Raw genomic sequence first — 12619 nt, 5'->3', positions numbered from 1 at the left:
AAGGGTTCGACTTGCGGGGCCAATCGCTACCAGGTTGATCGAACCGTGACCATTCGATCACCCGAAGTGATGAGCCCGGAGTAAATGCGAACCGCGCTCGAATAATCGGCCTCAATCCCCGACCGGGTGAATCATCCGATCCGCCAGCGGGAGCACCGTCACGGTTGCGAGCCTTGCGACGTGTGAGCTACCCGTCGACACAAAAGATCACCCATTAGGGCCAACTGCCTGCTTGGCGGCGAAAAGCACTCGAACGAGAGACCTGGCTTTCGGTGCGAGATCCGAATCGGCGGACCGCGTCACCAGGAGGAGCGGACCGGCGGTTCAAGCGCGGCGTTGAGATCGCGGTAGACCGTCACCACGTCCCGGACCCCGGTCACCTGGAGGGTGTGCAGCGCGGGCCCGAGCGGGGCGGCCACCCGCAGGAGCCTGCCCCGGTGCAGGCAGTGGTAGTGGGCCCGGATCAGCAGCGGCGCGGTCGCCACGCTCATGAAGGTCACCTGGGTGAGGTCGACCACGACGAAGCGCTTGACGGTGTCCTCCGCGCACGCGTCCTCGACCTGCTCGCGCCAGGGACGCTCGGTGAGCAGGTCGATCCGGCCCGCCGCCGAGACCACGACGGCCGAACGCGTCCGGCGCGTGGCGACCGCCAACGGCTCGCGCGACTGCACGGCGGGCCTCCCGGACTTCTCAAGCCAGCGCGCGGAAAGACCGCCTGCGCGAGCGGCTGGGGCGGACGATCACCGACGCGGCGTGCCGCTCGATTTCCGAGGGACTATAACGCCGGCTATTCACGGTACCCGCACCGCGACACTCCCGCGTGCCCAAGACCACAGCGGGCGGGCCGCCTATTCGTTGATCACGACAACGGAGATTGTCGCTTTCGTCAATGTCATCGTCATCGCCGCGCCCGACGGCGGGCTTCCGCGATGTCCGGCACGAGGCGCTGCTCGTCGCGCGGACACTCCCCGATATCATGCCGCCGCGCCCGGGCACGCCACTCCAGCGCGGCTTTGGCCCACGCGAGGTCCCTCAGTTCGACTGACATACCGAGACGATCGACCACACAGAGCGTTGTGTTACCAAAAGGCGCCTACCGCCACCCGATTGAAGTAGTAACGCCCACGGTCGTGGTAAGGAATTGCGCCGCTGTGGGTAATTCGCGGTTTTCCGTCAACCGAAAAGGGGGCGCTCCAGCCCGATGAGGTGCCGTCGCAGCGTTCAGCGCACCAGCCCGGGCGGGAACCCACCGGTGGCGATCGGCCCCCAGCGCTCGATGACGACCCGGATGAGGCACTTGCCCTGGCGCACCATGGCCTGCCGGTACTCGGCCCAGTCCGGGTGCTCGCCGGAGACCACGCGGAAGTACTCGACCAGGGGTTCCAGGGCCTCCGGCAGGTCAAGGACCTCGGCGCGACCGTCGACCTGGACGTACGGACCGTTCCAGTCGTGGGAAACCACGCACAGGGAAACCGCCGGGTCGCGCCGCGCGTTGCGCGCCTTGGCCCGCTGCGGGTAGGTCGAGATCACCACCCGCCCCTCGGCGTCGACCCCATGGGTGACCGGCGACATCTGCGGCCGCCCGTCAGCCCGGGTGGTCGCCAGCACGCACCGCGTCCTGGCCCGCAGGAAGTCCAGCAGCTCGGCCCGCTCCGGCATCCGTTCGGTGGCGATTCGCGGCGACATACCCTCGACCCTAAGCCCGAACCCCCACCCCGGCGACGACCTTCACAACGTCGAGTGTCCCGACAGCCACCTTCGGGAGATGAGGCCGCGCCGCGCGGGAGTGCTACTTGACGAGCTTCGCCAGCCGCTGCGGGGTGGGCCAGCGGACCTCGCTCACCCAGCCGAGCTTCTCGAAGATCCAGATGAGCCGGGCCGAGACGTCCACCTGCCCGCGCTGCACCCCGTGCCGGGCGCACGTCGGGTCGGCGTGGTGCAGGTTGTGCCAGGCCTCGCCCATCGAGAGCACGGCCAGGGGCCAGAAGTTGGTCGCCTTGTCGCGGGACTTGAAGGGGCGGTTGCCGATCATGTGGCAGATCGAGTTGACCGACCAGGTCACGTGGTGCAGGAACGACACCCGGACCAGGCCCGCCCAGAAGAACGCGGTGAGGGCGCCCCACCAGGACCAGGTCAGCAGGCCGCCGAGCAGCGCGGGGGCGAGCAGGGTGACCGCGGTCCACAGGCCGAACTGGCGGTCGACGCGGGCGATGTCCTCGTCGGCGAGCATGTCGGGGGCGAAGCGTTCGGCGTTGGTGAGCTTGCGGTCGAAGACCCAGCCCATGTGGGCGTGCCAGAAGCCCTTGACCAGGGCCAGCGGGGACGTGCCGAAGGCCCACGGCGAGTGCGGGTCGCCGTCGCGGTCGGCGAAGGCGTGGTGCCTGCGGTGGTCGGCGACCCAGTGCAGGATCGGGCCCTGCAGGGCCATGCTGCCCATGATGGCCAGTCCGACGCGGACCGGGCGCTTGGCCTTGAAGGCGCCGTGGGTGAAGTAGCGGTGGTAGCCGACGGTCACGCCGAGGCAGGTGAAGGTGTAGAAGAACACCGCGAGCGCGACGTCGACCCAGCCCAGGCCCCACCCCCAGGCGAACGGGACGGCGGCGATGAGCGCGACGAAGGGGACGAGGATGAACAGGTAGGTGCCGAACTGCGGCCAGTTGGCGCGTGGGGCGCCGTAGATCGGTTTCGGCCCTCCCGCGTCCACCGGCGATCCGCTGCCCTCGACGGTCGCGGTCATGTGCTGCCTCCAGCTTCGATGACGAGTACCTCCAGGGACCGGTACCCACTCGGCGGTAAGCAAACCAGGCGCCCGACCGGACACCAAACAACGCACGGGGGGCGTCGTGTCCGAAATGTCGAGAGACGCCTGCCCACCGCGCTACTGAGGTGTGCGTCACAGGCCCCGACCGCCGCCGCGGTCTCCGAGATCCCCTGCTCCCCGGAGTCCACGACGGACACCGCGCATGTTACGGGAGGTAACAGCTACGGCGGGCCAACTGCTCATGGCAGCGACGTGATGGCCGCCTTAATGCTGGAGTCGTAGGTGGCCACCTCGGTGTAGATCCCCGGGTACTGCGGGCGCGCGCAGCCGATCCCCCAGCTCACGATCCCGACCTGCTTGAGCACCCCGGCCGCGTCGGCGAGGACCATCGGGCCGCCGGAGTCGCCCTGGCAGGTGTCGACGCCGCCGGTGTCGAGCAGTCCGGCGCAGACCATCCCGGCAGGCATGAACGGGTAGCCCGCCACCTTGTAGCGGTCCGCGCACGCCTGGTCGCCCACCATGGGCACCTTGGCGTGCAGGAGAACCTGCTGCTGGGAGCCGCCTTCCTTGTCCGCGCCCCAGCCCATGATCGCGAACTCCCCGGTCTCGATCACGGCTGGCTCCAGTTCGAGCACCGACTGCTCGACGGGCGTGGCGAGCTTGATCAGCGCCCAGTCGTTGCCCTGGGTGACGTCGATGAACTCCGGCGCCCGATGGACATAGGTGGAAGAGACCACTTTGGCCGTCGGGTCGGACAGGTCGACGACGCCGACGGTTGCGGTGATCTCCGTGTCGGGGCCGGTCGCCCGGACGCAGTGCGCCGCGGTCAGGACTACCTGCGGTGACACGAGGGAGCCACCACAGCCCATGGACAGGCGAACCACCCACGGATAGGCGCCCGGAGGCGCCGGGGTGCCGCCGACCACCCATGGCGCCGCGTGGGCGGCGGGCGGAGCCAGCGCGGCGAACAGGAGGGCGGTGATGGCGGCGACGCGCGCGAGGATGGACATGGGTGGCTCCTGACAAGTGCTTGTGTGTGCACGTAAGTGCCAGGATGCCCCGGAAAGTGGCCGCTGATGCCAGGTTAAACCCTTGTGAGCGAACAGCTTTCCTCGTTCGAGAGGCCCGGCTGACTACATGTGTCCACTGAGGTCGAAGAAAGCCACCGCCGGTTCATGCAGGCTGCCCAAGTACACCCGTCCGTGGTACTCGCGCACGCCGGTGACCATGTGGTAGTTGTCCGGCGTGCCGTAGAAGTCGTGCGCGACCTGCCCGGTTTTCCCGTCCACCGCCCGGACCCAGGCCGACCGCTCCACCTGCGGCTGCAGCCGTTCGGGGATCGCCCACACCGCCTTGCGCAGGACCGGCGGCAGCCGCAGCAGCCCGTCCAGGAGCGGGCTGCGCGGGTTGGCCATGCCGATCCAGATCAGACCGTCGGACCCGGTGGAGATGTTGTCGGGGAAAGCCGGGAGGTTGTCGACCAGCACGTCCGACTTACCGGCGTCCACACCGGTCAGCCAGACCCGCCGCAGGCGGTACTCCCCCATATCCGCCACGACGACATAGGACTCGTCTTCGGCCAGGGCGACGCCGTTGGCGAAGTGCAGTCCGGTGAGCACGGTGTCCACTGTGCCGTCCGGGTCGCGGCGGAGCAGCCGCCCGGTGCCCCGGTGCTCCAGCAGGTCGGCCTTCCAGTGCGGAAGGTCGAAGCGGTCGGTGGAGTTGGTGAAGTAGACCGTGCCGTCCTTCGCGACCCCGGCGTTGTTGCAGACCCGCAGGCCGGGTCCGGCGGGCACGAGCACCTCGACCGCGCCGTCGACGCGGTCGACCAGGAGCAGGCCGCGCTGGGCGTCGCAGACCAGCAACCGGCCGTCCGGGTAGTGCTCCAGGCCCAGGGGACGGCCGCCGGTGTCGGCGATGGTGTCTATCCGCGTGCCGTCAGGTGTGAGACGCAAGACCCGTCCGTCGTCCACGCCGGTGTAGATGTGGCCGGACGTGTCGACCAGCACGTCCTCCGCGCCCGCACCGTTGACCGGAAGGACGGTAAGCGGGGGCAGCGTCGGCTCCGGGAGTGGCCCGGGCCGCGGCGCGTGCCAGACGACCGGGTCGATCCTCGGACGGGTCATGCGCACCTCTCAGCGGTAGGTCAGCAGTTCGCGGTTGGCGCCCTCGAAGTGGCCGTGCTCGTTGAACGAGACCAGCGAGGCTCCCGATCGGCCGTGCACGATCTTGGTGACGGCGGCGTTGACCACGACGCGGTTAAGCGAGACCAGGCCCGCACCGGGCATACCGAGCAGGCGGGCGCAGATCGCGGCGATGACACCGCCGGAGGTGAACACCACGGCGGTGCCGCCCGACCCCAGGCTTTCCGCGACCTCGGTAAGCGCCGCGTTGGCCCGTCCCTCGAAGTCGGCGAACGTGCCCGCCTGGCCCGCGGGCACACCGTCGCTGATCCAGCCGTGCAGCGCGCGGTCGAGGATGTCCTGGAAGTCGCGGGAGGACGCCGGTTGCTTCGTCTCGTGCGCGGCCAGGTGGTGCTGGACGAGGCCGAGGTGGTCGTACTCGTTCCACCTCTCGTCCGTCTGGCAGGGCAGGTCTATCCCGGCGGCGGCAAGCGTGATCGACGCGGTAGACCGCTGCCGCGACAGCGTGCCCGACCACGCCTGGGCCGGGGCGAGCCCGCGCTCGCGCAACTCCGCCCCCAGCACCTTGGCCTGTAGCTCGCCGGTCGGTGAGAGCACGTCGTAGTCCGCAGCCCCGAAAGACGCCTGCCCATGCCGTAACAGATAAACCGCACTCATCGCCTAATCACCTCCCGACAGCGCCATTCCAGGTAGCCGATGAACATCCAGAAGTCCTTGAACCGGGGATTGTGCGTCTGGCCGTGGTGGTAGCGGTAGTAGATCTGCTGCATGATCACCGCCAGCCGGAACAGGCCGAACGCCTCGTAGAACGCCCAGTTGTCCGGCCGCAGGCCCATCCGCTCGCAGTAGTGCGCCACGAGTTCCGCGCGGGTCAGCATCCCGGGCAGGTGCGTCGGCTGCCTGCGGGCCACCTGGAACACGTCGTCGTCATCGGCCTGCACCCAGTAGGCCACGGCGCCGCCGAGGTCCATCAGCGGGTCGCCCAGGGTCGACATCTCCCAGTCCAGGACACCGACAACGGCCAGGTCTGTGTCAGACACAGAGCCGTCGAGCACTCTGTTATCGATCACCACGTTGTCGAAGCGCCAGTCGTTGTGGATGACCACGGTGGCCACGTCGTCGGGCTGGTTGGCCGCGAGCCAGGCCATGACCTCGGCGAAGTCGGGCACGTTGTCGGTGCGGGCGCGGGCGAAGCGCTCGGACCAGCCGCGCACCTGCCGCCCGACATAGCCCGCGCCCTTACCGAGGTCTGTCAGCCCTGCCTGTTCCGGGTCTACCCGGTGCAGGTCGACCAGGCGGTCTACCAGCGCCGTGGAAAGCGCGCGGGCCTGCTCGGGGCTCAGCGCCATGCCCTCGGGCAGGTTCCCGCGCAGGATCGTGCCCGGAATCCGCTCCATGACGTAGAAGTCGGAGCCCAGCACGCTCTCGTCGTCGCACAGCCCGAGCACGGTCGGCACGTACGGGTAGACCGGCTTGAGCTGCCGCTGCACCCGGTACTCGCGCCGCATGTCGTGCGCGGAGGCCGCCTTCTGCCCGGCGGGCGGACGGCGGAGGATCAGCTCGCGGTCCGGGTAGGACAGCAGGTACGTCAGGTTCGACGCGCCGCCGGGGAACTGCCGCACGACGGGCTCGCCGTCGAGCCCGTCCACGACCGTCTTGAGCCACGCGTGCACCGCCGCGGTGTCGAAGCTGTCCTCGGCGCGAACGTCGCGGGCCTCGTCGCGCGGGGCGCTCATGACATCTTGGCCACGATGCCCAGCGGCAGGTTCCGCATGGCGAACCCGAGCAGGGTCCACGGCCACGCGGGCGCGCACGCCGAGCCGACCTCGCGCTCGATGGCCTTCACCATGGCCTGCACACCCGGCACCGTGTCGACCATCAGCGGGGTCTTCTTCACCTTGTCGTTCATCTCCGAGCGGATGTAGCCCGGGTAGACGGTGGTGACCTTGATCGGGGTCTTGAGCGTGTCCGCGCGGATGCCCTCGGCCAGCGTGGAGATCCCGGCCTTGGTGGCCGCGTAGGTGGACAGGTTCTTGGGCATCCCCCGCATGGCGCTCATCGAGGAGATGACCACCAGGTGGCCCGCGTTCTGGTCGCGGAAGATCTCCATCGCGGCCTCGCACTGGGCGAGCGCGGCGACGAAGTTGGTCTCCGCGGTCTGCTTGTTGGCGTAGAAGTAGCCCGTGCCAACCGGCTGGCCCTTGCCGAGGCCCGCGTTCACGATGACCCGGTCAATGCCGCCGAGTTCGGTGCGGAACTCGCCGAAGATTTTGAAGACGGCGTCGTGGTCGTTGACGTCGAGCGCCCGCACCGCGACCTTGACGCCCGGGTTCGCCTTGACCAGCTCGTCCCGCAACTCCTCCAGCCGCTCAGTGCGGCGGGCGGCGAGCGCGAGGTCGCGGCCCTTCGCGGCGAACTGGCGGGCCATTTCCTCGCCGAGCCCGGAACTGGCGCCGGTGATGAGGATCCTCTTACGACTCACGGTTCTCCTTCTCCATCTTCGACCGCAACCGGTCCCAAAAAGCGACGACCTGCGCCTCGAACTTCTCCGGGCGCAGCCGCTTGAACTCGTGGGATTGCCTGCCGTCCTCGTGGGTCAGCACCAGGAACTCCCCGGCGGCGACGCCCTCAACCACCTGGTCCGCGACGTCTTCAGCGGTCACCGTGGCTGCGGCCATCAGCTTCTCGGTCAGGTCGACCCGCGTGGGGTCGGCGTTGCGGGAGCGGTCCGGCAGGTTCGTCTGGAAGAACCCGGGGCAGACGACGGTCGTGCCGATCCCGTAGGGGGCCAGCTCGAACCGCAGCGTCTCCGACAGCGACAGCACGCCCGCCTTCACCACGTTGTACGGGGCCATCGTGGGCAGGTTCATGATCGCCGCCATCGAGGCGACGTTGACGATGTGGCCCGCGCCCTGGCGCTTGAACACCGGCACGAACGTGCGGCAGCCGCGCACCGGGCCCTTGAGGTTGATGTCGACGATCCAGTCCCAGTCGGCCATCGGGACCGTCTCGATGCGGCCGGACGCGGCCACGCCCGCGTTGTTGACCAGCACGTCGAGCCCGTCCCAGGTCCGCTCGCACCACTGCCGCGCGGCGATCCAGGAGTCCTCGTCTGTGACGTCGAGGACCAGGTGCTCTGTGCCGAGTTCGGCCGCGACGGCCGCCGCAGCGCCCGCGCTGACGTCGGTGACCAGCACCCGCGCGCCCGTCCCGGCCCACCGCGCCGCCAGCGCGCGGCCGAGGCCGGACCCGGCCCCGGTGACCAGCACCCGGCCGGTCACGACTGGTGCTTCTTGAGCTCGATGCGCGCGACGACGCCCCGGTGCACCTCGTCCGGGCCGTCGGCCAGGCGCAGCGCCCGCGCACTGGCGTAACCAGCGGCCAGCGGGAAGTCGTCGGTCATGCCCGCGCCGCCGTGCAGCTGGATGGCCAGGTCGAGCACGCCCAGGGCCATGTTCGGCACCACGACCTTGATCTGCGAGACCTCCGAGCGCGCCCCCGCGAGCCCGTGCGTGTCGAGCTTCCAGGCGGTGCTGAGCACCAGCAGGCGGGCCTGCTCGATGGCGATGCGCGCGTCGGCGATGCGCTCGCGGTTGCCGCCGAGGTTGGCCAGCGGCTTGCCGAACGCGACCCGCTCGGTGGCGCGGCGGCAGGCCAGGTCGAGCGCCTTCTCGGCGAGGCCGATCAGGCGCATGCAGTGGTGGATGCGCCCGGGCCCGAGGCGGCCCTGGGCGATCTCGAAGCCGCGGCCCGGTCCGGCGATGATCGCGTCCAGGGGCAGGCGGACGTCGGTGAAGGTGACCTCGCCGTGGCCGAATGGCGCGTCGTGGCGGCCGAAGACCGGCAGCATCCGCCCGATCTCCACCCCCGGGGTGTCCAGCGGGACCAGGACCATGGAGTGCTGCTGGTGCTTGGGCGCGTCCGGGTCGGTCAGGCCCATGAAGATCGCGACCCGGCAGTTCGGGTGGCCGATGCCGGTGGAGAACCACTTGGTGCCGTTGAGCACGACCTCGTCGCCCTTGACCAGCGCGGTGGCGGCCATGTTCGTCGCGTCGGAGGACGCCACGTCCGGCTCGGTCATGCAGAACGCCGAGCGGATCTCGCCGCGCAGCAGCGGCGCGAGCCAGCGGGCCTGCTGCTCGTCGCTGCCGTAGAGGTGCAGGACCTCCATGTTGCCGGTGTCCGGGGCGTTGCAGTTGAACACCTCCGGCGCGATCGCCGAGCGGCCCATCAGCTCGGCCAGCGGCGCGTACTCGACGGTGCGCAGGCCCGCGCCGTGCGTCTCGTCGGGCAGGAAGAGGTTCCACAGGCCCTGGGCGCGCGCCTTCGCCTTGAGCTCCTCGATCACCGGCAGCACTACCCACGGATCGGAAAGCGCGGCCAAGTCGCGGTGGTAGCCGGGTTCGACCGGATCTATCTCGGTGCGAATGAACTCGCCTACCCGCGCGATGTAGTCGGCGGCCTTGGCGGAGTGCGCGAAGTCCACAGGGAACCTCCGGTTGCTATTGAGCGTCGCTCAACAAGCTACCCTGATTGTCGAGGGACGCTCAACAGGGAGGGCTGATGACCAAGGCGAGCGCGCCCCGGGTGCGGCGCACCGCGCAGGACCGGCGCAAGCAGCTCATCGGCATCGGCCTGCGGATGCTCACCGCGCGCCCGATCCACCAGATCACCGTCGACGAGGTGGCCGCCGAGGCCGGGATCTCCCGCAGCCTGCTGTTCCACTACTTCCCGACCAAGCAGGACTACTACATCGAGGTCGTGCGCGCGGCGGCCCGGCGCCTGCTGCGCGCGGCCGACACCGACACCGACGGCGTGCGCGGCATCGTCACCGGCTACGTCGAGTTCATCCAGCGCAGGCACACCCAGTACGTGAGCCTGTTCCGCGCCGCGGGCCAGGACGACTGGGTCCGCCGCGTCCACGACGAGACCCAGAACGCGATCACCGAACGCGTGCTGTCCGCGCTGGGACAGCCGGGCGGGTCGGAGCCGGTCGAACTCGCGATCCGCGCGTGGCTGGCGTTTACCGAGGAATTGACCATCGAATGGACTGGTCGAGGCCGCACTGACCAGGAGACTCTTATCCGGCTGCTGCTTTCCACCCTGGACCACGTCGTCGCCGCGGCCTCGTGAGGAGGAATCCATGCGATCGAACCTGCGGGCAGACTGCGCGAACTGCTTCGGGCTCTGCTGCGTCGCCCTCGCCTTCGCCCCCTCCGCCGACTTCGCCATCGACAAGGCCGCGGGCGAGCCGTGCCCCAACCTGACCCCCGAGTTCCGCTGCGGCATCCACACCCGGCTGCGGGACAGCGGCTTCGCGGGCTGCACCACCTACGACTGCTTCGGCGCAGGCCAGAAGGTCTCCCAGGTCACCTTCGGCGGGCGGGACTGGCGGAACCACCCGGGCAGCGCCCGACAGATGTTCGCCGCCCTGCCGATCATGCGCCAGCTCCATGAGCTGCTGTGGTATTTGACCGAGGCGCTGGCCTTGCCCGCGGCGCGGCCGGTGCATTCCGACCTTCGCCGGGCGTTGGCCGAGACTGAGCAGCTGACCAACCGCTCTTCGATCCTGGACGTGGATGTCGCCGCGCATCGCCATGACGTCAGCGCGCTGCTTTCGCGGGCCAGCGAACTCGCGCGGGCGGGGGTGCAGGGGCGTCGTCGGGATCGGCGGAACGCTGATCTCATCGGCGCCAATCTGGTTGGCGCTGATCTTCGTGGTGTGAGTCTGCGTGGGGCTTATCTTATTGGCGCGGATCTCACTGATGCCGATTTGCGCCTCGCTGATGTGATTGGCGCCGATTTTCGGGATGCCCGGGTTGGGGGCGCGGACCTGAGCGGTGCGCTGTTTCTTTGCCAGACGCAGCTCAACGCCGCTCGGGGGGATGCTCGGACGAAGATCCCGGGGGCATTGGTGCGGCCTGGTCACTGGTGACTGCCGTGTGGGATTGCTTGGGTGGGCTTGCTGGCAGCGTCAGGTGCGGCTGGCAGGTGGGGCGGGTGCGCTGGTCCGCCCGCTCCCACCGGGCACCCTGGCCAGTGTGGAGGCCGAGTGCTGGGAGCGGGCGTGCCAGAGGTCAGCCGAGTTCTGGCAGACGCTTGCGCATGAGTTTGCCGGTCGCGTTGCGGGGGAGTTCGTCCAGGAAGACGACCTCGCGGGGGACCTTGAAGCGGGCCAGGTTGCTCTTGACGTGGTCGAGGAGTTCTTCCTCGGCGACCTTGGTGTTCTCGTCTATGACCACGTAGGCCTTGAGGCGTTGGCCGAACTTCTCGTCCTGGACGCCCAAGACCGCGGCTTCTACGACGCCGGGGTACTCGACCAGGAGGTTCTCGATTTCGGCTGGGAAGACGTTCTCGCCGCCGGAGACGATCATGTCGTCGTCTCGGCCGTCGATGAACAGGCGGCCCTCGGCGTCGAAGTGGCCCAGGTCGCCGGTGGACAGGAGGCCGTCGATGAGTTCCTTGTTCCGGCCGTCGGTGTAACCGGCGAAGCTCAGGCCGCTGCCTGCGAAGACGCGGCCGGTGACGTTCGGTTCGGTGATCGGCTTTCCGGCCTCGTCGTAGATGACGACCTTGCAGCCGACCGGGGGGCGGCCGACGGTGCCGGGGGCGGCGCGCCAGTCCTCGGGGGTGGCCACGGTGACGACCGAGACCTCGGTGGAGCCGTACACGTTGTGGATCACGTCGCCGAAGACGCGGGTGGCGCGGTTGCCCAGTTCCGGGGAGAGGGCCGAGCCCGCGGTGAACACGACGCGCAGCGACGAGGTGTCGTACTTCTCCAGGATCTCGGGGCCGAGGTCCATGATCCGCTGGAGCATGGTCGGCACGACGACGAGCGCGTCGGCGACGTTGTCCTGGATGAGCTTGAGGGTGGCCTCCGGGTCGAACTTGCGGCGGAGGACGACCGCGGAGCCGAGCGCGAAGGAGATGATGAACTGCGAGATGCCGGTCGCGTGGAACAGCGGGGCCGCGAGCACCGTGCAGCCGCCGGTGTGCAGCGGAATCCGGTCGAGGAACTGGGCGGCGGCCAGCGACGAGCGCACCTGGCGCGGGGCGCCCTTGGGGGTGCCGGTGGTGCCGCTGGTCAGCAGGACCATGCCGCCGGGCTCCTTGGGCGGGGACACCGGCGAGTTGTCGGCGCTGGCGATGAGCTGCTCCAGCGTGCGGGTCTTGTCCGCCGGGTCGTCCACCCAGGCCAGGAACCGCGGCAGGTCGGCGGGCAGCGCCTCGACCAGCGGGGTGAACTCCTGGTCGTAGACGAACACCGTGACGCCCTCGCGGGCGGCGACGTCGACCAGCTGCGGCTTGGCGAAGCCGGTGTTCATCAGCAGCAGCCGGGCGCCGAGCTTGCCGGTCGCCAGCATCGTCTCGACCGCGCCGCGGTGGTCGCGGGCCAGCAGCGCGACGACCGACTTGTCGGTCACGCCCTGCTCGGCCAGGGCGCGGGCCAGCGCGTTGGAGCGGATGTCGAGCTGGTGGAAAGTGAGCGCGCCGAGTTCGTCCACCAGGCCGACCGCGGTCTGGTCACGGGTCGCGGCCACCTGCGCCGCGCCCGCGATGGGGCCCAGTCTGCGCACGGCGACCAGTGATCGCAGGATGTGGTCGGGGCGGCTGAACGGGACCAGACCCGCCTTCCGCATGACGTCCACGCTGCGCACCGCGGTGGGGACCTTGGCAGCAAGGTCGCGCACACGCGTCAGATACTCGGTCACCG

General features: G+C 69.5%; 14 protein-coding genes. 2 read left to right on the top strand and 12 right to left on the bottom strand.

Annotated elements, in window-relative coordinates:
* Positions 1-299: 299 nt before the first annotated feature.
* From BLS56_RS22575 to BLS56_RS22530, 11 genes are all read right to left on the bottom strand, one after another.
* Positions 300-671, bottom strand: a complete 372-nt coding sequence (locus tag BLS56_RS22575; RefSeq protein WP_091454484.1) for an STAS domain-containing protein — start codon at positions 669-671, stop codon at positions 300-302.
* A gap of 227 nt (positions 672-898) precedes the next feature.
* Positions 899-1048 carry a hypothetical protein gene (locus BLS56_RS31680; RefSeq protein ID WP_175482981.1) on the bottom strand — a complete coding sequence of 50 codons (150 nt, stop codon included), beginning with the start codon at positions 1046-1048 and terminating at the stop codon, positions 899-901.
* Between the two features lie 173 nt (positions 1049-1221).
* Positions 1222-1686, bottom strand: a complete 465-nt coding sequence (locus tag BLS56_RS22570) for a PPOX class F420-dependent oxidoreductase (RefSeq protein ID WP_091454481.1) — start codon at positions 1684-1686, stop codon at positions 1222-1224.
* A gap of 103 nt (positions 1687-1789) precedes the next feature.
* Positions 1790-2737: an acyl-CoA desaturase gene (locus BLS56_RS22565; RefSeq protein WP_091454478.1), complete on the bottom strand. Its 948-nt coding sequence runs from the start codon at positions 2735-2737 to the stop codon at positions 1790-1792.
* 263 nt (positions 2738-3000) lie between these two features.
* On the bottom strand, positions 3001-3771 hold the full coding sequence (locus BLS56_RS22560; protein WP_091454475.1) for a serine protease: 771 nt from the start codon (positions 3769-3771) through the stop codon (positions 3001-3003).
* Between the two features lie 123 nt (positions 3772-3894).
* Positions 3895-4887: an SMP-30/gluconolactonase/LRE family protein gene (locus BLS56_RS22555; protein WP_091454472.1), complete on the bottom strand. Its 993-nt coding sequence runs from the start codon at positions 4885-4887 to the stop codon at positions 3895-3897.
* A 9-nt stretch (positions 4888-4896) separates the two neighbouring features.
* Complete coding sequence (locus tag BLS56_RS22550; protein WP_091454470.1) at positions 4897-5562, bottom strand: histidine phosphatase family protein; 666 nt, start codon at positions 5560-5562, stop codon at positions 4897-4899.
* Positions 5559-6641, bottom strand: coding sequence for a phosphotransferase family protein (locus BLS56_RS22545; RefSeq protein WP_091454468.1), 1083 nt, complete (start codon positions 6639-6641; stop codon positions 5559-5561). Before BLS56_RS22545 ends, BLS56_RS22550 begins: the two co-directional genes overlap by 4 nt.
* Complete coding sequence (locus BLS56_RS22540) at positions 6638-7387, bottom strand: SDR family oxidoreductase (protein ID WP_091454464.1); 750 nt, start codon at positions 7385-7387, stop codon at positions 6638-6640. The genes BLS56_RS22545 and BLS56_RS22540 overlap by 4 nt, the downstream gene beginning before the upstream one ends.
* On the bottom strand, positions 7377-8186 hold the full coding sequence (locus tag BLS56_RS22535) for an SDR family oxidoreductase (RefSeq protein WP_091454461.1): 810 nt from the start codon (positions 8184-8186) through the stop codon (positions 7377-7379). The genes BLS56_RS22540 and BLS56_RS22535 overlap by 11 nt, the downstream gene beginning before the upstream one ends.
* A complete protein-coding gene (locus tag BLS56_RS22530) occupies positions 8183-9391 on the bottom strand; it encodes an acyl-CoA dehydrogenase family protein (RefSeq protein ID WP_091454458.1) in 1209 nt (402 codons plus the stop codon). The genes BLS56_RS22535 and BLS56_RS22530 overlap by 4 nt, the downstream gene beginning before the upstream one ends.
* A gap of 77 nt (positions 9392-9468) precedes the next feature.
* Here BLS56_RS22530 and BLS56_RS22525 point away from each other — a divergent pair, with 77 nt between their 5' ends.
* Together BLS56_RS22525 and BLS56_RS22520 are read left to right on the top strand one after the other, a co-directional pair.
* Positions 9469-10038 carry a TetR/AcrR family transcriptional regulator gene (locus BLS56_RS22525; protein WP_091454455.1) on the top strand — a complete coding sequence of 190 codons (570 nt, stop codon included), beginning with the start codon at positions 9469-9471 and terminating at the stop codon, positions 10036-10038.
* A 10-nt stretch (positions 10039-10048) separates the two neighbouring features.
* Positions 10049-10840, top strand: a complete 792-nt coding sequence (locus BLS56_RS22520) for a pentapeptide repeat-containing protein (RefSeq protein ID WP_091454452.1) — start codon at positions 10049-10051, stop codon at positions 10838-10840.
* A gap of 142 nt (positions 10841-10982) precedes the next feature.
* On the opposite strand, the gene BLS56_RS22515 is transcribed toward BLS56_RS22520, so the two are convergent.
* Positions 10983-12545: an acyl-CoA synthetase gene (locus BLS56_RS22515; RefSeq protein WP_228771854.1), complete on the bottom strand. Its 1563-nt coding sequence runs from the start codon at positions 12543-12545 to the stop codon at positions 10983-10985.
* Between the last annotated feature and the right edge of the window lie 74 nt (positions 12546-12619).

Source organism: Actinokineospora iranica (assembly GCF_900101685.1).
Taxonomy (GTDB): domain Bacteria; phylum Actinomycetota; class Actinomycetes; order Mycobacteriales; family Pseudonocardiaceae; genus Actinokineospora; species Actinokineospora iranica.
The sequence above is the reverse complement of the archived record's forward strand: the minus strand, read 5'-3'. Positions and strand labels throughout refer to the sequence as shown.